Annotated in this window: 23 protein-coding genes; 15 read left to right on the top strand and 8 right to left on the bottom strand. The window is 69.9% G+C overall.

Features of this window, described 5'->3' with window-relative positions:
• Positions 1-108: 108 nt before the first annotated feature.
• On the top strand, positions 109-1542 hold the full coding sequence (locus tag AB0I22_RS23985; RefSeq protein WP_363132925.1) for a M1 family metallopeptidase: 1434 nt from the start codon (positions 109-111) through the stop codon (positions 1540-1542).
• Between the two features lie 217 nt (positions 1543-1759).
• Here AB0I22_RS23985 and AB0I22_RS23990 read toward each other — a convergent pair whose 3' ends face one another.
• The 3 genes from AB0I22_RS23990 to AB0I22_RS24000 are packed head-to-tail and all read right to left on the bottom strand — an operon-like array spanning position 1760 to position 3118.
• Positions 1760-2113 (bottom strand): hypothetical protein, encoded by a 354-nt coding sequence (locus AB0I22_RS23990; protein WP_363132926.1) that lies wholly within the window; start codon positions 2111-2113, stop codon positions 1760-1762.
• Positions 2110-2586 carry a hypothetical protein gene (locus AB0I22_RS23995; protein ID WP_363132927.1) on the bottom strand — a complete coding sequence of 159 codons (477 nt, stop codon included), beginning with the start codon at positions 2584-2586 and terminating at the stop codon, positions 2110-2112. The genes AB0I22_RS23990 and AB0I22_RS23995 overlap by 4 nt, the downstream gene beginning before the upstream one ends.
• Positions 2587-2644: 58 nt before the next feature.
• Complete coding sequence (locus tag AB0I22_RS24000; protein WP_363132928.1) at positions 2645-3118, bottom strand: Lrp/AsnC family transcriptional regulator; 474 nt, start codon at positions 3116-3118, stop codon at positions 2645-2647.
• An 81-nt stretch (positions 3119-3199) separates the two neighbouring features.
• Between AB0I22_RS24000 and AB0I22_RS24005 the strand changes: the two genes are divergently transcribed.
• Together AB0I22_RS24005 and AB0I22_RS24010 are read left to right on the top strand one after the other, a co-directional pair.
• Complete coding sequence (locus tag AB0I22_RS24005; protein ID WP_363132929.1) at positions 3200-4318, top strand: EamA family transporter; 1119 nt, start codon at positions 3200-3202, stop codon at positions 4316-4318.
• Positions 4315-5079, top strand: coding sequence for a maleylpyruvate isomerase family mycothiol-dependent enzyme (locus AB0I22_RS24010; RefSeq protein ID WP_363132930.1), 765 nt, complete (start codon positions 4315-4317; stop codon positions 5077-5079). Before AB0I22_RS24005 ends, AB0I22_RS24010 begins: the two co-directional genes overlap by 4 nt.
• 223 nt (positions 5080-5302) lie before the next feature.
• Here the strand turns inward: AB0I22_RS24010 and AB0I22_RS24015 are convergent, their stop codons facing one another.
• The 3 genes from AB0I22_RS24015 to AB0I22_RS24025 form a co-directional block, all read right to left on the bottom strand.
• Positions 5303-5494, bottom strand: coding sequence for a DUF397 domain-containing protein (locus AB0I22_RS24015; protein ID WP_363132931.1), 192 nt, complete (start codon positions 5492-5494; stop codon positions 5303-5305).
• A gap of 93 nt (positions 5495-5587) precedes the next feature.
• Positions 5588-5788, bottom strand: a complete 201-nt coding sequence (locus tag AB0I22_RS24020; protein WP_363132932.1) for a DUF397 domain-containing protein — start codon at positions 5786-5788, stop codon at positions 5588-5590.
• Positions 5789-5797: 9 nt separating this feature from the next.
• A complete protein-coding gene (locus AB0I22_RS24025; protein WP_363132933.1) occupies positions 5798-6646 on the bottom strand; it encodes a helix-turn-helix transcriptional regulator in 849 nt (282 codons plus the stop codon).
• A 245-nt stretch (positions 6647-6891) separates the two neighbouring features.
• Here AB0I22_RS24025 and AB0I22_RS24030 point away from each other — a divergent pair, with 245 nt between their 5' ends.
• Positions 6892-7380: an ATP-binding protein gene (locus AB0I22_RS24030; protein WP_363132934.1), complete on the top strand. Its 489-nt coding sequence runs from the start codon at positions 6892-6894 to the stop codon at positions 7378-7380.
• Positions 7381-7510: 130 nt separating this feature from the next.
• On the opposite strand, the gene AB0I22_RS24035 is transcribed toward AB0I22_RS24030, so the two are convergent.
• Positions 7511-7843 (bottom strand): hypothetical protein, encoded by a 333-nt coding sequence (locus AB0I22_RS24035; RefSeq protein ID WP_363132935.1) that lies wholly within the window; start codon positions 7841-7843, stop codon positions 7511-7513.
• Between the two features lie 131 nt (positions 7844-7974).
• Positions 7975-8823, bottom strand: a complete 849-nt coding sequence (locus AB0I22_RS24040; protein ID WP_363132936.1) for a C40 family peptidase — start codon at positions 8821-8823, stop codon at positions 7975-7977.
• A gap of 769 nt (positions 8824-9592) precedes the next feature.
• Here AB0I22_RS24040 and AB0I22_RS24045 point away from each other — a divergent pair.
• The 11 genes from AB0I22_RS24045 to nuoK are packed head-to-tail and all read left to right on the top strand — an operon-like array spanning position 9593 to position 20421.
• Positions 9593-9952, top strand: coding sequence for an NADH-quinone oxidoreductase subunit A (locus tag AB0I22_RS24045; protein WP_363132937.1), 360 nt, complete (start codon positions 9593-9595; stop codon positions 9950-9952).
• 9 nt (positions 9953-9961) lie between these two features.
• Positions 9962-10516, top strand: coding sequence for an NADH-quinone oxidoreductase subunit B family protein (locus AB0I22_RS24050; RefSeq protein WP_363132938.1), 555 nt, complete (start codon positions 9962-9964; stop codon positions 10514-10516).
• On the top strand, positions 10513-11253 hold the full coding sequence (locus tag AB0I22_RS24055) for an NADH-quinone oxidoreductase subunit C (RefSeq protein WP_363132939.1): 741 nt from the start codon (positions 10513-10515) through the stop codon (positions 11251-11253). The genes AB0I22_RS24050 and AB0I22_RS24055 overlap by 4 nt, the downstream gene beginning before the upstream one ends.
• Positions 11253-12593: an NADH-quinone oxidoreductase subunit D gene (locus AB0I22_RS24060; RefSeq protein ID WP_363132940.1), complete on the top strand. Its 1341-nt coding sequence runs from the start codon at positions 11253-11255 to the stop codon at positions 12591-12593. Before AB0I22_RS24055 ends, AB0I22_RS24060 begins: the two co-directional genes overlap by 1 nt.
• Before the next feature lie 17 nt (positions 12594-12610).
• Positions 12611-13492, top strand: coding sequence for an NADH-quinone oxidoreductase subunit NuoE (nuoE, locus tag AB0I22_RS24065; protein WP_363133014.1), 882 nt, complete (start codon positions 12611-12613; stop codon positions 13490-13492).
• Positions 13492-14853 carry an NADH-quinone oxidoreductase subunit NuoF gene (nuoF, locus tag AB0I22_RS24070; protein WP_363132941.1) on the top strand — a complete coding sequence of 454 codons (1362 nt, stop codon included), beginning with the start codon at positions 13492-13494 and terminating at the stop codon, positions 14851-14853. Before nuoE ends, nuoF begins: the two co-directional genes overlap by 1 nt.
• Positions 14850-17360, top strand: a complete 2511-nt coding sequence (locus tag AB0I22_RS24075) for an NADH-quinone oxidoreductase subunit G (protein WP_363132942.1) — start codon at positions 14850-14852, stop codon at positions 17358-17360. The genes nuoF and AB0I22_RS24075 overlap by 4 nt, the downstream gene beginning before the upstream one ends.
• Complete coding sequence (nuoH, locus tag AB0I22_RS24080) at positions 17357-18712, top strand: NADH-quinone oxidoreductase subunit NuoH (RefSeq protein ID WP_363132943.1); 1356 nt, start codon at positions 17357-17359, stop codon at positions 18710-18712. Before AB0I22_RS24075 ends, nuoH begins: the two co-directional genes overlap by 4 nt.
• The gene (nuoI, locus tag AB0I22_RS24085; RefSeq protein WP_363132944.1) at positions 18705-19310 is read left to right on the top strand and encodes an NADH-quinone oxidoreductase subunit NuoI; all 606 of its coding nucleotides are present in this window, start codon (positions 18705-18707) and stop codon (positions 19308-19310) included. Before nuoH ends, nuoI begins: the two co-directional genes overlap by 8 nt.
• Positions 19307-20125 carry an NADH-quinone oxidoreductase subunit J gene (locus AB0I22_RS24090; protein ID WP_363132945.1) on the top strand — a complete coding sequence of 273 codons (819 nt, stop codon included), beginning with the start codon at positions 19307-19309 and terminating at the stop codon, positions 20123-20125. The genes nuoI and AB0I22_RS24090 overlap by 4 nt, the downstream gene beginning before the upstream one ends.
• A complete protein-coding gene (gene nuoK / locus AB0I22_RS24095) occupies positions 20122-20421 on the top strand; it encodes an NADH-quinone oxidoreductase subunit NuoK (RefSeq protein ID WP_030883239.1) in 300 nt (99 codons plus the stop codon). Before AB0I22_RS24090 ends, nuoK begins: the two co-directional genes overlap by 4 nt.
• Positions 20422-20428 lie beyond the last annotated feature (7 nt).

Genomic DNA, 20428 nt, shown 5'->3' on the forward strand with positions numbered 1-20428 from the left:
CGGGGGAAAGCCGTGTGGCGGGCGGCGCAACCCCGGGCCGGGGCGGACGTCGGGTAGGCGAAGGGCCTGTCGAGGTCGAGAACCGCGAGCAAGGGATCCAGAAGCCTCATGCGCACGACACGCCGTACCGCCCTGCTGGGCGCCCTCTCGGGCAGCCTGGTGCTGTCCGCCCTGTCCACACTGCCCGCTTCCGCCGCCATCGGCGGCAGCGGCGTGGGCGACCCGTACTTCCCCGACGACGGCAACTCCGGCTACCACGTCTCCCACTACGACGTGCGCGTGGCCTACGATCCGGCCCACTCGCACTATCTGGACGGCGACACCACCGTCACGGCCACGGCCGGCGAGGCCCTGGACCGCTTCAGCCTGGACCTGAAGGGCTTCACGGTCGCGTCCGTCGCCGTCAACGGCGCCCCCGCGAAGGCGTTCTCCCGCTCCGGCGCCCACAAGCTGGTCATCACCCCGGCCCGGCAGCTGGCCAAGGGCAAGAAGTTCACGGTGCGGGTGCGGTACGCGGGCAAGCCGGTCGGCGATGCCTGGAACACCATGAAGGACGGCGGGGCGTACGTATCCGGGGAGCCGCATTCGTCGCGGGACTGGTACCCGAGCAACGACCACCCCTCGGACAAGGCCACCTTCCAGCTCACCGCGACCGTTCCGGACGGCTGGACCGCGATCGGCAGCGGACTGCCGGGCAAGACCACTACGGGCAAGGACTCGGGCGGCAAGGCCGTCAAGACCTTCCGCTGGCACGAGGACAAGCCGCTCGCCACGTATCTGAGCGCCTTCGCCGTCGACAAGTTCACGGTGCACCACTCGAAACTCAAGGACGGCACGCCCGTCATCCACGCGTACAGCCCCGGCACCGAGGCGGGGAGCCAGGAGTGGGAGGGCCAACTCCCGGAGATACTCGACTTCCTCTCGTCGAAATTCGGCCCGTACCCGTTCTCGTCCGCCGGCGGCATCGTCGTCAACGGGGGCGACGGGGGCGGCCCAGGTGCTCTGGAGACGCAGACCCGCCCCACGTACGTCGGGACGATGTTCGACATGTCGATGGCCCACGAGGACGCCCACCAGTGGTTCGGCGACAGCGTCACGGTCGCCGACTGGCGCAACGGCTGCCTCAACGAGTGCTTCGCCCAGTACGCCAGCCAGCTCTGGGAGGAGCACAACGGCTCCGACCTCGACAAGGGCTTCTACCGCGACACCGTGGAGGAGAACAAGAACAACCCCGAGTACTGGGGCCTCAAGCTCTACGACCCCGGCAAGGGCAAGGAACTGGACCCGGCCTTGTACGACAAGGGGTCGCTGATGGTACACGCGCTGCGCCGCACCGTCGGAGACAAGGCGTTCTTCGCGACGCTGAAGCAGTGGACCCACGACCACCGCGACTCCAACGCGACGTGGCCGCAGTTCGAGGCGCTCGCCCAGAAGGTCTCCGGAAAGGACCTCTCCGGGTTCTTCCATGCCTGGGCGCACAGCACGAAGATCCCGGAGAAGAAGTACCTCTACCCGGGGTCGCTGGCGAGGCTCGCCCACTGACAGTCGGCCCCCGAGGACGGGCCCCCTGATGACGGGCCCCTGACAGCAGGCCATTTCGTCGACATCCCATTGCCGGAACGCAGCCGGCGGCTCGGCAGCGGCCCCGGCCGCCGGGCCACCGGACCGCCTGAACGCGGATCACCGCGCCTTCGGCGACAGGCGAGCCGTCGGCGTGGTCGATCCGCGTGGAGTGGGGGGCGAGGCAGGGCGGATGCGGTCAGGCGGTCTCGCGGGGGTGGCCGGTGCCCGCGTAGTCGATCCACACCGTGTGGCGATCGCGGTCCAGCAGGTACCAAACGCGCCCGCCGCCCGTGACCTCCAACTGCCAGCGGTCCAGCCGTACGCCCTGAAATGTCCCCGAGTGCAGGGGCGGGCGTAGCCGGTGGTGGCGCGGATCTTGCGTCTCAGGCGATGGGCGATCGCGCATGATGTGCCAGGCCCGGTTCGTGTTGCCGGGGGCCTGACGGCACAGCTCCTCCCAGCCCTTGACGGCCGCCGCGTCGGCGAAACGGATGTGCCATTGGTCCTCGACGGCCGGCGGCGCCACATGGTCGCCGTGCTTGGGGGTCAACCGGTCACGCCCGGTTCCGGCACGGGGCCGTAGTCCTCGCCCCTGTCCGTGGTCAGTGCGGCCAGCAGCTCCGGGTCCGAGTGGACCTCGGCCGTGTGCTGCCACGCGGCGATCGTCGTGGCCACGGCCGACATATTGCCGAGGCTCTCCGCGGCGGGCAGCACCTCGGCCAGCTCGGCCGCGAAGGCCCGGACGCTTTTCTCGGGGAGAAAACGGACCCAGGGGAACGCCTCGGGGATGATCTCCAGGAGGAGCGACCGCGCGGCCGTGTCATGCCGCACCAGCGCGACGAACATGCGCGTTCCGGCGGACATGATCTGGGCGTCCTGCTCGACTCGGGCGGCCGTGGTGATCACCAGATCTTCCGCGTCCCGCCGCCGCAGCAGTATCCGCTTCGCCCCGGCCAGTCCGGCCAAGGTCGCCTTCGGCTTGTTGATCAGCTCGGAGAAGTTCACTTCCAGCTGCGTCGTCATGACTTTTACATTAGTTTCAAAGTTCTGTGGTGTCGAGGTCGCCCTGCGCGGCCGGGCGTCACGGAGAGGGTGTGGCGTCCGCGCCCAGCGGTCGTTCGAAGACGGTGCGCAGCACGATGGTCGTGCTCGTACCGTGCACCGGCGGGATCGCCCGGATGCGGTCGAGCGCGTCGGCGAGCGCGTCCGTACTGGCCACCCGCACCTTCAGCCAGTAGCAGTCCTCTCCCGCCACCTCGTGCACTTCGAGCACGCAAGTCTCTTGTTCCAGCCGCTCGTTGACCACCGCCCTTGCCGCCGCGCCAGGGTCGAAGCGGAGCGCGACGAACGCCGCCGTCCCCGCGTCCACGCTCGCGGGGTCGAGATTCGCGTGGTAGCCGGTGATCACCCCGTCGCGCTCCAGCCGCTGCAGGCGGTCCCGTACCGAGGGCTCGGACAGCCCGACGGCCCGGGCGAGCGCCCGAACGGTCTGCCGGCCGTCGGCCGTCACCGACCGCAGGATCGTCCGGTCGACGTCGTCCAGCTGTCGCGTCATAGCGAGTACTTGCCCTTCATGGCGGATCACCCTAATCTCTGGAAAGCATCCTACCTGATTCACCTTTCTAAATGAGGCAAGATGCCCATCGAGCCTAAACAGATACTCACACGTCGCCTACCGCTTCCCTGGCTGGCGCTGGTCACCGTATGGATCTTCTGGGGATCTACGTACCTGGGCATCCAACTGGCGGTCGACACGATCCCGCCGCTGCTCATGGCCGGTGTCCGGTTCCTCACGGCCGGCACGCTGATGTTCGCGATCGTCGGACCGCGCCATGCCCGCGGGGCCCGGCGCCCGACCGTGCGGCACCTGCGCTCCGTACTGATCATCGCCGCCCTGCTGCTGGTCGGCGGCAACGGCCTGCTCAGCGTCGGCGAGACGAGCATCGACTCCGGACTGGCCGCCCTCATCGTGGCGACCGTGCCGGTCTGGATGGTCCTGATCAACGCGGCGGTGACGAGGACGCGCATCACGGCCACCATGACGTTGGCGCTCGTCCTCGGAACGGTCGGGGTCGGCGTGCTCGTAGGCGGACCCGGCGCCCGCGTCGACGTCGGCGGTGCGGCCGTCGTGCTGATCGGGTCGCTCTGCTGGGCGACCGGTTCGGTCTACGCCCGCCGCGCCCCACTGCCCTCGCACCCCCTCGTCGTGACGTCGCTGGAGATGATCACTGGAGGGCTGCTGCTGATCATCGCCGCCGCCGTGAAAGGCGAGTTCGGCCGCTTCGACCCCGCGGCGGTCACCGGCGGTTCGATCGCCGGGCTCCTGTGGCTGATCGTCGGCGGCTCCATGATCGCCTTCACGGCGTACGGCTACGCCAACGCCACCCTGCCCAACGACACGATGGCCACCTACGCCTACGTGAACCCGGTGGTCGCGGTCATGCTGGGCGCCCTGCTCGGGCAGGAGGCGCTCAGCCCGAACCTGCTGCTCGGCGGGGCCGTCATCGTCAGCGCGGTGGTGCTCATCGTCGGCGGCAGGGTCGTGGCACGGCGAATCAGCCGCCGGCCGCCGCTCCCGGATAGCCCATCCCGCCAGGCGGCCGAATCTCCGCCACGGGAGGCGTCACCCCGCCAGGCGGCCGGGCACTCGCTACCGGAGGGCTCGCCCCAACCGGTTTCCTCCGAACACCCGCTCCCGAACGACCCACCCTGGCCACCCGCCGAACACCCGCTCCCGAAAGGCTCGACCCGATGAACCTGCTGGACACCGCGCGCCATGTCGAGGCGAGCCGGGCGATGGGCGCGCAAGCATGGCGCATGGCCGCGGGCCGGCTCGGCGACCCCGTGCCCGCCTGCCCCGACTGGCGGGTCCGCGACGTCGTCCACCATCTGGGCAACGTCGCCTCCTACGTCCACGCCTGCGTCGACCACGGGCCCGGCCAACCCGAGTTCATCGACGCCGAGATGCCCACCGACGACCGGGTGATCCAGTGGGCCGCCGGAGAGTGGGACCGGGTCCTGGACCGCCTCGCCGCGGCCGACCCCCGCGCCGCCGCGTGGAACTGGTCCGTCCAGCCGCACGTCGTCTCGTTCTGGCCGCGGTGCCTCACCCACGAGGTGTTCGTCCACAGCTGGGACATCGCGGATGCCGCGGGAGAACCGCTGGCGGTCCCGGCGGACGTAGCGGCCGACGGCGTGGACGAAATCCTCGCGGTCCACCTGCCCGCCGGGGTCCGCGACGGCAGGCGCTTCACCCGCGCCGGCCGGATCGACGTGCACAGCACGGACACGGGCCACCGCTGGCTGGTAGAACTCACCACGGCGACCGCCCACACCAGGGCGGCGGCCCCGGGCGAACCGAATGAACCGGGCGAACCGAACGAACCAAGCGACACCCGGATCGCCGCCACCGCCGAAGAGCTGTACCTCGACCTGTGGGGCCGCACACCACTGAACCTGAACCCGCACCAGCGGCACTGGGCGGGCCAACTGGCTGCCGGCACGCCGACGGTCTGATCGAGGCCGGGCCCGGAGACAGGGGCCGCGATGGGTGGCGGCCCACCTGTCGCTGTTGGCGCGGGGTTCGGTACGGGCCTGGAAGCCGGTGGCGACATCGAGCAGGGTCCGTGCGGAGCCCCCCACCGAGCCGTGCCGTACGGCGGAAGAGGCGGCGAGCTGCGCGACGAACAGCCCGGTCCAGTCGTCGAGCAGCCCGGGACCGACGCGGCTCGCGTGATCACTAGATCAGGTGGGTGAACCTATGCGCCTTGACGCTGAGGATGAGCCCGCGCAGCTTCGCGGGGGTTGTGGTGATGCTCGTGTCGGGTTGTGCGCTCTCGCGAATCTGGACCATTCCGCCGTTTCGGCGTATGCCCACGCACGAGTTTCCCGCCTGGCAGTAGGAAGACTTCTGCCAATCGTTCCCCGGCATGTCACGCCTCCCGCAGTCGTACTGCGATCTGGTGGATGAAATCGAGGCAGTCCGCTCCCTCACGGCCGTGATGAGGCCGCCCGGTTCCGGAAGTCAGGTCAGGCGGCCGAAGGCATCTGCCTTGACGCTCAGGATGAGCCCGCGCAGCCTTTCGGGGGTCGTCGAGAGAACGGTGTCCGGGGTGTCGCTCTCGCGCATCTTTATTACGCCGTCGTGTGCGGCCAGTTCGACACAGCTCTGATTGTTGTCGGGTCCAGAGAAAGAGGACTTCTGCCATGTAGTTGCGTCGGTCATGCGGTTGGCTCACAGTTCCTGTGCGATGTGTTGAATGAACTTTCTGGACTCGTCGGCGCCGAGCGCGATTCCCTCGACGGAGTCGAGGAGAGTGCGGTATTTCGCCAGTTGCGCTTCTGCGTCCAGAAAACCGCCGTCGAAGGCACCATCGATCTGGACTGTGTCCAGGGCAGGGACCGATGCGCCGGCGTAGAGCACGGAGTGGACCGACGCGGTGACCTGGGCGTCGAACGGGATGACGCGGACCGTCACGGACGGCCACTGGGCAGCGTCGAGCAGGAAATCCAGCTGTGCACGCATCACGTCCGGCGTGCAGTACCTCATGCGGAGTGCGGCTTCGTGAATGAGCACGTCGAATTTCGGCGGCTGTGGGCGGTCGAAGATCGCGCGTCGTCTCAAGCGGTGTTCCACTCGCGTGTTGAGCTCCGCGACCGGCAGCTCGGAAATGCCGCTCTGCATCAGCTGGCGAGCGTACGACTCCGTCTGGAGAATTCCGGGTATGTACAGCATTTGGATCACGCGCATATGCGTTGCGTGGTGCTCCAGTTCGGCCACGTCCATGAAGCCCGGCGAGAGGACGCCCCGGTACTCTTCCCACCACCCTTTGCCGCGTTCCTCGGCCATGTCGGCCAGCGCGTCGACGAGGCGCTTGTCCGTCGCGGAGTAGTGGGCGGCGAGTCGGCGTACGCGTTCGGCGCTTACGCCGTATCGCCCCGATTCCAGGTGGCTGACCTGCGCGCGCTCCCCGCCCAGGAATGCGCCCACTTGGCTCCCGGACAGCCCGGCGCGCTCGCGCATCTTGCGCAGTTCCGCGCCCAAGCGTTTCTGTCGGGCCGTCGGATAGCTCCTCGGCGGCATGGCACCCCCTCTGTGGTGGCTTTGAGTCTGCCGCCGAACTGTGTCACGGGTCCACCCGCCAGGGCGTGATCACCGTCCCACTGTTGTTACGTCCCACTGTTGTGCCCTACTCTGCGGTGCAGCACCACGCGGCACGCCTGGAACAGCCGAAGTGCAGTCACCGGCATGCCCGTTGAGGGTGAGCCGGGGGCCAGGCCACGGACGGCGCAGCAGCGCGGGAGCTCCGACTCCACCGGGAGATGCGCATGAGCAACGCAGGACTCGCCGTACCCCCACAACGCCAGTCGTTCCGCGTCAGCGCGCCGAACGACGCCATAACTCCGAAGATCGCCCGCGAGCAGGTGGCGCTGCTGCTGGCCCTGACCCGTCACGCGAGCGTCGCCGACGTGGCCAAGCTGCTCGTGAGCGAGATCGTCACGAATGTCCATCTGCACACGTCGACTCCCGTCGTGCACGTGGACGTGACCGTAGGACCGGGCCGTGTGTACGTGGCCGTATGGGACGACGCCCCATGCCCTCGGCTTCGCGCACGCGACGCGCATGATCCGCGCGCCGACGAAGAACGTGGGCGTGGCCTGCTGCTGGTCCAGGAGATGGCCACCAGGTGGGGTGTCACATGGCCCGTCGAACCGGATCGGGCGCGCAAGCGGGTGTGGTTCACGCTGGACGAGCACCGAACGGCGGCGCGGGGAAAGCCGGATCAGGCCGGGCCGTACCGCGCGCCCGGGAAGTGAGGCCGAGCCTCAGCGCGCGCGGAAAGCCCGAGCGGCCGGGGGCCACGTAGCCGCACTGGAGGCGGTGCCCCCGCAGCCGCAGCCGCCGTATCCGATCCCGACGAAGCGGAAGCCGTCGGCGCGGGCCGCGTCAGTGCCGCGCGGCGGCGGCCTCCTTCGTCAGGGTCGCCGCTTGCAGGAGGCTCAGGCCGGGTTCGGCCTGGCGCAGGGCTTTGACGGCCGCGACGGAGTCGTCGACGGGGCCGTCGTAGCCGGTCGCGGCGAGGCGGTTCCGTACCCAGCGGGCGCGCAGCTCCGATTCCGGGGCGCTCGCGGCCTCGGTGGCGAGGGCCAGGGCCGCTTCGAGGCCGGGGCGTTCCTCCGGGGAGGCGGCGCCGAGGGCCTGGTGGAGGGCTGCGGTGATCGTGTCCGCGTCGCGCAGGACGACCACCGCCGGTTCCTGGCGTTTGCCGAAAGCCATCATGTGATGATCTTGCCCCGGAGCGGACCCGGTACTCAATCCCGTGCCTCGATGACGTGCCCCACACGCGAAGATCCCCCGGGCCCGAGCGGCGGGTACCAGGGGATCTTCGCGTAGTGCGAGGAGAGCCGGCGTCACATGACGCGGACGGCGCCCGTCGGCTGGTCGTAGCTGAGGGAGCGCTCGACGATGCCCGTGCTGGGGTTCTGGGCGCCGATGAACTTGCCGCCGCCGATGTAGACGGCCACGTGGTGCGCGCTGCCCGCGCCGCCCCAGTAGAGGAGGTCGCCGGGCTGGAGGTTGTCGAGGGAGACGGCGGTGCCGGCCGTCGACTGGTCCTGGGAGACGCGCGGCAGGTCGATGCCGATCTGGCGGTACGCGGCCTGGGTGAGGCCGGAGCAGTCGTACGAGGAGGAGCCGGTCGCGCCCATCACGTACGGCTTGCCGATCTGCGCCTGGAGGAACGAGATCAGCGTCGCGGCGCTGCCCGTGGCGTGGGACGTCGAGGGGGTGGACGACGTGGACGACGAGGGGGCCGACGTGGTGGAGAGCTGGGTGCGCTCGGCGGACCGGGAGGCGCGGGCGGCCTCGTCGGCGGCCTTGGCCTCCTTCTCGGCCTTGGCCTTCTTGGCCGCTTCGGCCTTCTTCTCGGCCTCGGCCTTGCGGTCGGCCTCGTCCTTGACCTTCTTGGCCTGGACCTTGGCCTTGTGCGCGGCAGCTTCCTGCTCGGCCCGGACCTGGTAGTCGTGGGCCGTCTGCTGGGTGGCGTCCGCGCTCTGCGAGATGGAGGCGGCGAGGGTCGCGTCGACCGTCGGCATCTCCAGAGTGGACTCCGCGGGCTTCTCGGCGGCGCTCGACGGGGCGGCCGCGCCGGTCACCGCGAGGGTGCTGAGAACGCCGCCGGCAACCCCCGTGCGCAGCGCCCACGAAGAGGCGGTACGGCGGGACTTCCGGCGGCTGGGTATGTGAGCGACAGGGGACATGGCACTAACGGCTATCAAGTGCCGATGCCCGAGATCAACAAAAGTGGCATGCGCCACACCTGCCGTGTACACGCCGAGAATTGAGTCTTGTTGATCTTAGGGAGGCCCGGACGTGGGGTGTCCGATTTGCGCGATCATGCGGATACGCATGGCATTTGACGTCGGATGAGGCCCCTGGGGTCGCCTACCACTTCTGTAGCTCCTGAGTCGAGGGTGCCCGGAAAAAGTGATCCTTGAACGTGCAACCGGGTGGGATAGCTCACGCCCGCCGGGGCCGAAAGGGGACCCGTGAAGGCGGGGGCGGGGCGGGCTTGTGAAGTGACGCCGTCATCGGCGGACGACGACGGCGCTCGCGCCCGCCTCCTCCGAGTGGCCGCGCAATAGCAGTTGACTCCGTCCAGCGCCAATTTGCTTGCATCGGCCATCTCTTGATAGCGCAACCACGGCTCTCACCAGCAACGCGGCCCCCGAATGTCACCTCTAGTGATCACTCTGCCGCTTCGCGTATGAAGATCACCGCTCATCCGACTTCATGATCCTTCGTCAGGTGGTGGAGATCACAAAGGCGTTGTCGCACCCCGTGTCGCAGATCACAGACCGGCGGGCATAAGATGCAGGCGACTCGGGCTTGTGAACTGCCTCACATACGCGCGATCTTCCTGGGGGTCGCGCGGAACTCGCACGGGATTCGTGGGGGATTTCGCGGGGCGGTCCACACACCCGGTCCCGTCTGCCAGCAGTCATCGTCGACTGGAAGGAGCGAGGAGCGGTGAACGCTTACGCGCCCATCCTCGTACTGGGAGCCCTCGGGGCAGGCTTCGCGATCTTCTCCGTGGTCATGGCCTCGATCATCGGCCCCAAGCGCTACAACCGCGCCAAGCTCGAAGCGTACGAGTGCGGCATCGAGCCGACCCCGCAGCCGGCCGGCGGCGGGCGTTTCCCCATTAAGTACTACCTGACGGCGATGCTCTTCATCGTCTTCGATATCGAGATCGTCTTCCTCTATCCCTGGGCGGTCACCTTCGACTCCCTGGGGCTGTTCGGGCTCGTCGAGATGCTCCTCTTCGTGCTGACCGTCTTCGTCGCCTACGCCTATGTATGGCGTCGTGGCGGCCTGGAATGGGACTAGGGGCCAACCATGGGACTTGAAGAGAAGCTGCCGAGCGGCTTTCTGCTCACCACCGTCGAGCAGGCCGCGGGCTGGGTCCGTAAATCGTCCGTCTTCCCGGCCACCTTCGGCCTCGCCTGCTGCGCCATCGAGATGATGACGACCGGCGCGGGCCGCTACGACCTCGCCCGCTTCGGGATGGAGGTCTTCCGCGGCTCGCCCCGGCAGGCGGACCTGATGATCGTGGCGGGCCGGGTGAGCCAGAAGATGGCCCCGGTGCTGCGGCAGGTCTACGACCAGATGCCGAACCCGAAGTGGGTCATCTCCATGGGCGTCTGCGCGTCCTCGGGCGGGATGTTCAACAACTACGCGATTGTGCAGGGCGTTGATCACATCGTCCCGGTGGATATCTATTTGCCGGGATGTCCGCCGCGTCCCGAGATGCTCCTCGACGCGATCCTCAAGCTGCACCACAAGATCCAGAACGAGAAGCTCGGGGTCAATCGCGAGGAAGCGGCCCGCGAGGCGGAGGAAGCGGCGCTCGGCGCCCTCCCGCTGATCGAGATGAAGGGGCTGCTGCGATGAGCGACGCCCAGCCGGCCGGGGTCAACCCCGACCGGGACATCGACGCCGCCAACCTGCCCGGCCAGCGCGGCGACCAAGGGGAGGCGATCGCCACCCGCCGGGGCATGTTCGGCGCGGCGGACGGCTCCGACACCTCCGGCTACGGCGGCCTCGTACGGACCGTACGGCTGCCCGGCGCGTCGTCGCGCCCGTACGGCGGCTGGTTCGACGAGGTCGCCGACGAGCTGGAGGGGGCCCTCGACGAGCAGGGCCTGGTCCCGGAGAACGTCATCGAGAAGACCGTCGTCGACCGCGACGAGCTGACCTTCCACATCGAGCGGGAGTACCTGCCGCGGGTCGCCCGGACGCTCCGCGACGACCCCGCGCTCCGCTTCGAGCTGTGCACCGGCGTCAGCGGCGTGCACTTCGAGGACGACAAGGGGCGCGAGCTGCACGCGGTCTACCACCTGCGCTCGATCACCCACAACCGGCTGATCCGGCTGGAGGTCTCCGCGCCCGACAGCGACCCGCACGTGCCCTCCCTCGTGGACGTCTATCCGACCAACGACTGGCACGAGCGCGAGACGTACGACTTCTTCGGCCTGATCTTCGACGGCCACCCGGCGCTCACCCGAATCATGATGCCGGACGACTGGCAGGGCTTCCCGCAGCGCAAGGACTACCCGCTCGGCGGCATTCCCGTCGAGTACAAGGGCGCCCAGATCCCGGCTCCGGACCAGCGGAGGTCGTACACCTGATGAGCACGTCGAATGCGAGCGCCTCCCACACGAGCGCCGCGCGCGAGACCACCGAAGGCACCGTCTACACCGTCACCGGCGGCGACTGGGACGAGGTCGCCGAGGCCGCGAAGCGGGCCGACGACGAGCGGATCATCGTCAACATGGGCCCCCAGCACCCGTCCACCCACGGCGTGCTCCGGCTGATCCTGGAGATCGACGGCGAGACGGTCACCGAGGCCCGCTGCGGCATCGGCTATCTGCACACGGGGATCGAGAAGAACCTCGAATACCGGACGTGGACGCAGGGCACCACGTTCGTGACGCGCATGGACTACCTGACGCCGTTCTTCAACGAGACGGCGTACTGCCTGGGCGTCGAGAAGCTCCTCGGCATCGAGGAGCACATCCCGGACCGCGCCTCCGTCATCCGCGTGATGCTGATGGAGCTCAACCGCATCTCCTCGCACCTGGTGGCCATCGCCACCGGCGGCATGGAGCTCGGCGCGACCACGATCATGATCTACGGGTTCCGCGACCGCGAACTGGTCCTGGACCTCTACGAGCTGATCACCGGGCTCCGGATGAACCACGCGTACGTACGCCCCGGCGGACTCGCCCAGGACCTGCCGCCCGGCGCCGTCGACCAGGTCCGCGCGTACGTGAAGAAGATGCGCAAGAACATCCCCGAGTACGACAAGCTCGCCACCGGCAACCCGATCTTCAAGGGCCGCATGCAGGACGTCGGCTATCTGGACCTCGCCGGCTGCATGGCGCTCGGCGCGACCGGCCCGGTGCTGCGCTCCGCCGGACTCCCGCACGACCTGCGCAAGGCGCAGCCCTACTGCGGCTACGAGAACTACGACTTCGACGTCCCGACCGCCGAGACCTGCGACAGCTACGGCCGCTTCCTGATCCGGATCGAGGAGATGCGGCAGTCGCTGCGCATCGTCGAGCAGTGCCTGGACCGGCTGGAGCCCGGCCCGGTCATGGTCGCCGACAAGAAGATCGCCTGGCCCGCGCAGCTGGCGCTCGGACCGGACGGCCTCGGCAACTCCCTCGACCACATCAAGAAGATCATGGGCACCTCGATGGAGGCCCTGATCCACCACTTCAAGCTGGTGACCGAGGGGTTCCGGGTCCCGCCCGGCCAGGCGTACGCGGCCGTGGAGTCGCCCAAGGGCGAACTCGGCGTGCACCTCGTCAGCGACGGGGGCACCCGCCCCTACCGGGTCCACTTCCGCGACCCGTCCTTCACCAACCTTCAGGCCATGGCGGCGATGTGCGAGGGCGGCCAGGTCGCCGACGTCATCGTCGCCGTCGCGTCCATCGACCCCGTGATGGGAGGCGTCGACCGGTGAGCGACGTCCAGCTGGGGATGCCCCGGCTCCCCGCGCCCGACTACCCCGCCGACGTACGGGAACGGCTCGACGCCGACGCGCGGGAGGTGATCTCCCGCTACCCCGACTCGCGCTCCGCGCTGCTGCCGCTGCTCCACCTCGTACAGGCGGAGGAGGGGCACGTCACCCGCACCGGCGTCCGGTTCTGCGCCGAACAGCTCGGCCTGACCACCGCCGAGGTCACCGCCGTGGCCACCTTCTACACGATGTACCGGCGCAAACCCTCCGGCGACTACCAGGTCGGGGTCTGCACCAACACCCTGTGCGCGGTGATGGGCGGCGACGCGATCTTCGACGCGCTCAAGGAGCACCTGGGCGTCGGCAACAGCGAGACCACGCCCGACGGGAAGGTCACCCTCGAACACATCGAGTGCAACGCGGCCTGCGACTTCGCGCCCGTACTGATGGTGAACTGGGAGTTCTTCGACAACCAGACCGTCGAGAGCGCCACCGCGCTCGTCGACGACCTGCGGGCCGGCCGCGCCGTGCAGCCGACGCGCGGCGCGCCCCTGTGCACATATAAGGAGACGGCCCGCATCCTCGCCGGGTTCCCCGACGAGCGCCCCGGCGCCGTCGAGGCCACCGGCGGGGCCGGACCGGCCTCGCTCGCCGGGCTGCGGCTGGCCAAGGGCGAGAGCGCGCCCGGCCGCGTCGTGGCCCCCCGCACCGCCGCCCGGCCCGCGGCCGGCGGCCGTCCCACCACCGACGAGGCGCCCGCGACCCACCCGAGTTCGCACGCCCGCCCGTCGCCCGACCACCGCCCCACATCGGGTCCCTCCGGGACACAGCAGACATCGCAGCAGACCTCGGCCTCCGACCCCAGCAATCCGGCCGGACCGGTCGCCGAGGAGGGGGAGTGATGACCTTGGCAGCAGAAGTCGACGAGACGAGCCCCGAGAAGGTTCTCGCGCCGGTGCTGTCCGCCTTCTGGGACCAGCCCGGTTCCTGGACGCTGGAGACCTACCACCGGCACGAGGGGTACGAGGGCGCGCGCAAGGCCCTCGCGATGGCCCCGGACGACGTCATCGCGTACGTCAAGGACTCCGGGCTGCGCGGCCGCGGCGGGGCGGGCTTCCCCACCGGCATGAAATGGCAGTTCATCCCGCAGGGCGACGGAAAGCCGCACTACCTCGTCGTCAACGCCGACGAGTCCGAGCCCGGCACCTGCAAGGACATCCCCCTCCTCTTCGCCAATCCGCACGTGCTCATCGAGGGCATGCTGATCGCCTGCCACGCGATCCGCTCCAGCCACGCGTTCATCTATCTGCGCGGCGAGGCCGTTCCCGTGCTGCGCCGGCTGCACGAGGCCGTGCGCGAGGCGTACGCGGCGGGCTACCTCGGCAAGGACATCCTGGGCAGCGGCCTGGACCTTGACATCACCGTGCACGCGGGGGCCGGCGCGTACATCTGCGGCGAGGAGACCGCGCTGCTCGACTCGCTCGAAGGGCGCCGCGGCCAGCCCCGGCTGCGGCCCCCCTTCCCCGCCGTCGCGGGCCTGTACGCCTGCCCCACTGTGGTGAACAACGTCGAGTCCATCGCCTCGGTTCCCGCGATCCTGAACAAGGGCAAGGACTGGTTCCGCTCGATGGGCAGCGAGAAGTCCCCGGGCTTCACGCTGTACTCGCTGAGCGGCCATGTCGCGGGCCCCGGCCAGTACGAGGCCCCGCTCGGCATCACACTGCGCCAACTCCTCGACATGAGCGGCGGCATGCGCCCCGGCCACCGGCTCAAGTTCTGGACGCCCGGCGGCTCTTCGACGCCGATGTTCACCGACGAGCACCTCGACGTGCCCCTCGACTACGAGGGCGTGGGCGCGGCCGGCTCGATGCTCGGCACCAAGGCGCTCCAGTGCTTCGACGAGACGACCTGCGTGGTGCGGGCCGTCACCCGCTGGACCGAGTTCTACGCCCACGAGTCCTGCGGCAAGTGCACCCCCTGCCGCGAAGGCACGTACTGGCTCGTCCAGTTGCTCCGCGACATCGAGGCGGGCAAGGGCCGGATGACCGACCTGGAGAAGCTGAACGACATCGCCGACAACATCAACGGCAAGTCGTTCTGCGCGCTCGGGGACGGCGCGGCGGCCCCGATCTTCTCCTCCCTCAAGTACTTCCGCGCGGAGTACGAGCAGCACATCACCGGTCGGGGCTGCCCCTTCGACCCGGCCAAGTCGACCGTATGGGCCGACGGCCCGAAGACCGCTCACCTGGGGGTGAACGCGTGACCGTCACAACGACCGGCCCCGGCGGCGGTGGAGCGGCGGCGGTGCCGCCCGCAGATCTCGTCTCGCTGACCATCGACGGCGTCGAGATCTCCGTGCCCAAGGGCACGCTGGTCATCCGGGCCGCCGAACTGCTCGGCATCGAGATCCCGCGGTTCTGCGACCACCCGCTCCTCGACCCGGCCGGCGCCTGCCGGCAGTGCATCGTCGAGGTCGAGGGCCAGCGCAAGCCGATGGCGTCCTGCACCATCACCTGCACCGACGGCATGGTGGTCAAGTCCCAGCTCACCTCGCCCGTCGCCGAGAAGGCCCAGCGCGGCGTGATGGAGCTGCTGCTCATCAACCACCCGCTGGACTGCCCGGTCTGCGACAAGGGCGGGGAGTGCCCGTTGCAGAACCAGGCCATGCAGGTCGGCGACCCCGACTCGCGGTTCGAGGGGCAGAAGCGGACGTACGCGAAGCCCGTGCCGATCTCCGCGCAGGTGCTGCTGGACCGCGAGCGGTGCGTGCTGTGCGCGCGCTGCACCCGCTTCTCGAACCAGATCGCGGGCGACCCGATGATCGAGCTGATCGAGCGCGGCGCGCTCCAGCAGGTCGGCACGGGCGAGGGCGACCCCTTCGAGTCGTACTTCTCCGGCAACACCATCCAGATCTGCCCGGTGGGCGCGCTGACCTCGGCGGCGTACCGATTCCGCTCCCGCCCCTTCGACCTGGTCTCCTCGCCGACCGTGTGCGAGCACTGCGCGGGCGGCTGCGCGACCCGCACCGACCACCGGCGCGGCAAGGTCATGCGGCGGCTGGCGGCGGACGACCCCGAGGTCAACGAGGAGTGGATCTGCGACAAGGGGCGGTTCGGCTTCCGCTACGCGCAGCGGCCGGACCGGCTCACCACCCCGCTCGTACGGGACGCCGAGACCGGTGAGCTGAAGGCGGCGAGCTGGCCCGAGGCGCTGGAGGCCGCGGCCCGCGGACTGGCGGCGGCCCGCGGCCTTACGGGCGTGCTGACCGGCGGCCGGCTCACCGTCGAGGACGCGTACGCCTACGCCAAGTTCGCGCGCGTCGCCCTGGACACCAACGACATCGACTTCCGGGCCCGCGTGCACAGCGCCGAGGAGGCCGACTTCCTCGCGGCGCGCGTCGCCGGGCGCGGCCGCGACCTGGACGGCGGCGGCATCAGCTACGCGGCGCTGGAGAAGGCGCCCGCGGTGCTGCTCGCCGGGTTCGAGGCCGAGGAGGAGGCGCCCGGCGTCTTCCTGCGGCTGCGCAAGGCGCACCGCAAGCACGGCCAGCGGACGTTCGCGCTGGCCACGCACGCGAGCCGGGGGCTGGTGAAGGCGGGCGGCACGCTGCTGCCCGCGGCCCCCGGCACCGAGACGGAGTGGCTGAACGCGCTGACGTCCGGCACGGAGGTGAGCGGCGGCGGCCGGGAGGCGTACGACGCGCTGCGCGCCGACGACGCGGTGATCATCGTCGGCGAGCGGCTGGCCGCGGTGCCGGGCGCGCTCACCGCGGCCGTACGGACCGCCGCCGCGACCGGCGCGCACCTGGTGTGGATTCCGCGCCGGGCCGGGGAGCGCGGCGCCGTCGAGGCCGGGGCGCTGCCGGGGCTGCTGCCCGGCGGGCGGCCGGCCACCGACCCGCGGGCCCGCGAGGAGACCGCCGCCGTGTGGGGCGTGGCGCAACTGCCGCGCGGCCCGGGGCGCGATACGGGGCAAATCATTGAAGCCGCAGCCGCGGCCACCGGCGAACTGGGCGCGCTGCTCGTCGCCGGGGTCGAGGTGCGCGACCTGCCCGACCCGGCGCGGGCCGAGCGGGCGCTGGAGGAGATCGGGTTCCTGGTGAGCCTGGAGCAGCGGCCCTCGGCGGTGACCGAGCGGGCGGACGTGGTGCTGCCCGTCGCGGCGGCGCCCGAGAAGTCCGGGACCTTCCTCGACTGGGAGGGCCGGGCCCGCCCCTTCGAGGCCGCGCTCAAGCCGGACCAGATGACGCGCCGTCACCTGCTGCCGGACGCGCGGGTCCTGCACATGCTGGCCGACGCCATGGACGTGCACTTCGCGCTGCCGGACGTACGGGCGGTACGGGCCGAACTGGACCGGCTCGGGCCGTGGGAGGGGCCGCACGCGGCGGAGCCGCAGGAGGCGGCGCGGCCGCTGCCCCGGCCGGAGCCGGGGGAGGCGGTGCTCGCCGGCCACCGGCTGCTGCTCGACCAGGGGCGGCTCCAGGACGGCGACGAGGCGCTGGCCGGCACCCGGCACGCGGCCGTGGCGCTGCTGTCGGCGGCCACCGCCGCGGAGGCGGGGGTCGCGGACGGCGCGGAGCTGGCGGTGTCCGGACCGGCCGGGACGGTGCGGCTGCCGCTGCGCGTCACGGACATGCCGGACCGGGTCGTATGGCTGCCGCTGAACTCGGTCGGCGGCGGCGTGCACGCCGATCTGGGCGCGGTGCCCGGCCAGTTGGTGAAGGTCGGCGCGCCCGCGCCGGTCGCCCCTGAAGCGGAGGTGACGGCATGAACTACCTCGCCGGATCGCTCGCCGCGGAGAACCTCTCCGTGTTCGGCCGCGACACGTGGTGGCTGGTCGTCGTCAAGGCGGTCTTCTGCTTCGCCTTCGTGATGCTCACCGTGCTCTTCTCCATCGTCTGGGAGCGCAAGGTCGTCGCGTGGATGCAGCTGCGCATCGGCCCCAACCGGCACGGCCCCTGGGGAATGCTCCAGTCGCTCGCCGACGGCATCAAGCTGATGCTGAAGGAGGACGTGGTCGTCAAGCGCGCGGACAAGGTGGTGTACATCCTCGCGCCGATCGTCGCGGCCGTGCCGGCCTTCATGGCGATCGCGGTGATCCCGTTCGGCCCGTCCGGCAACGAGGTCTCGATCTTCGGCCAGCGCACCACGATGCAACTCACCGACCTGCCGATCGGCGTCCTCTACATCCTCGCCACCGCCTCCGTCGGCATCTACGGCATCGTGCTGGCCGGCTGGTCGTCGGGGTCGACGTACCCGCTGCTCGGCGGGTTGCGCTCGTGCGCGCAGATGATCTCGTACGAGATCGCGATGGGCGTCTCCTTCGCCGCCGTCTTCCTCTACTCGGGGTCGATGTCGACCTCCTCGATCGTCGAGTCGCAGCACGACCGGTGGTTCGCGCTGCTGCTGCCGGTCTCCTTCCTCATCTACATCGTGGCGATGGTCGGCGAGACCAACCGGGCGCCGTTCGACCTCCCGGAGTCCGAGGGCGACCTGGTCGGCGGCTTCAACACCGAGTACTCCTCCATCAAGTTCGCGATGTTCATGCTGGCCGAGTACGTCAACATGGTCACGGTCTCGGCGGTCGCGGTCACCCTCTTCCTGGGCGGCTGGCGGGCCCCGTACCCGGTCTCGGCGTTCTGGGAGGGCGCGAACCACGGCTGGTGGCCGATGCTCTGGTTCGTCATCAAACTCCAGCTGCTGCTGTTCTTCTTCATCTGGCTGCGCGGCACGCTGCCGCGGCTGCGCTACGACCAGTTCATGAAGCTGGGCTGGAAGGTCCTCATCCCGGTCTCGATGGTCTGGCTGATGCTGGTCGCGACCGTACGGGCGCTGCGGAACGAGAACTACGGCTTCCAGGACATCGTGCTCTACGTCGGCGGCGCGGTCCTGGTGATCCTGCTGCTGTCGTTCGTCGTCGACATCTTCCGGGACCGGCGCGGTGCGAAGGACGAGGCGAGCGAGCCGGCCTTCGACCCGATGGCGGGCGGTTTCCCCGTGCCGCCGCTGCCCGGACAGAGCCTGCCGCCCGTGCCACGGCGACGGCCGCGCCGCGAGCGCGAGCTGATTGTCAGTGGTGCGGTCGATACTGACAGTGACGGAAAGGAGGCTGGTGGTGTCTGAGTTCCAGAACCCGGTGGCCGGCTTCGGCGTGACCTTCAAGGCCATGTTCAAGAAGCGGCTGACCGAGCAGTACCCCGAGCAGAAGAAACCCACGGCCCCCCGCTTCCACGGCCGTCACCAGCTCAACCGGCACCCGGACGGGCTGGAGAAGTGCATCGGCTGCGAGCTGTGCGCGTGGGCCTGCCCGGCGGACGCCATCTACGTGGAGGGCGCGGAGAACACCGAGGAGGAGCGGTACTCCCCGGGCGAGCGGTACGGCCGCGTCTACCAGATCAACTACCTGCGCTGCATCCTGTGCGGGCTGTGCGTCGAGGCGTGCCCGACCCGGGCGCTGACCATGACCAACGAGTACGAGCTGGCCAACACCAGCCGCGCCTCCCTCATCTACACCAAGGAGGAGCTGCTCGCGGGCCTGGAGGAGGGCATGGTCGACTCGCCGCACTCGATCTTCCCGGGCACGGACGAGCAGGACTACTACCGGGGCCTGGTGACGGAGGCCGCGCCCGGCACGGTGCGCCAAGTCGCGCTCTCCAAGGGCGAGTCGCCGGCGCCGGAGGGCACCGGGCAGGCGGCGGCCGACGAGGGGGTGCGGACATGAGCCAGCTCGCCGCCGCCGCGTCCGCGACCTCCACGGGCGAGGCGGTCCAGTTCTGGGTGCTCGGCACGGTCGCCGTGCTCGGCGCGCTGGGCACGATCCTGATGCGCAGGGCCGTCCACAGCGCGCTGTGCCTGGCGGGCACGATGATCATCCTGGCGGTCTTCTACCTCGCCAACGGCGCGTACTTCCTCGGCATCGTCCAGGTCGTCGTCTATACCGGCGCGATCATGATGCTCTTCCTCTTCGTCGTCATGCTGGTCGGCGTCACCGCGGCCGACTCCCTCAAGGAGACGATCAAGGGCCAGCGCTGGCTCGCCGCGGCCTGCGGCCTCGGCTTCGGCATCCTGCTCGTCGCGGGCATCGGCAACGCCTCCCTGAAGCACTTCAACGGGCTCGGCAAGGCCAACTCCGGCGGCAACGTGCAGGGGCTGGCGGCGCTCATCTTCACCAAGTACGTGTTCGCCTTCGAGATCACCGGCGCGCTGCTGATCACCGCCGCGGTCGGCGCGATGGTGCTCACGCACCGCGAGCGCACCGAGCGGGCGGCCACCCAGCGCGAGCTGGCCGAGGCCCGGGTGCGCGGCGGCAAGCAGCTCCCGCCGCTGCCCGCCCCCGGCGTCTACGCCCGGCACAACGCGGTCGACATCCCGGGGCTGCTGCCCGACGGCACACCGTCCGAGCTGACGGTCAACCCGACGCTGCGGGCCCGCGGCCAGATCCGGGACGTCTCGGGCGAAGCCCTCGGCGAGCTGAAGGCGCTGGAGCAGCGCTCGCAGGACTGGCTGGAGCGCACCGAGGAGGAGGCCAAGAAATGAACCCCGTCAACTACCTCTATCTGGCCGCCCTGTTGTTCACCATCGGCGCCGCCGGCGTGCTCATCCGGCGGAACGCGATCGTCGTCTTCATGTGCGTCGAGCTGATGCTGAACGCCTGCAACCTCGCGTTCGTCGCCTTCTCCCGGCTGCACGGCAACCTGGACGGCCAGATCATCGCCTTCTTCACGATGGTGGTGGCCGCCGCCGAGGTCGTGGTGGGCCTCGCCATCATCGTGACGATCTTCCGCTCCCGCCACTCGGCCTCGGTCGACGACGCCAGCCTGCTGAAGCTGTAAGGGGACG

Source organism: Streptomyces sp. NPDC050610 (assembly GCF_040654875.1).
In the GTDB taxonomy this organism is placed as follows: Bacteria; Actinomycetota; Actinomycetes; order Streptomycetales; family Streptomycetaceae; genus Streptomyces.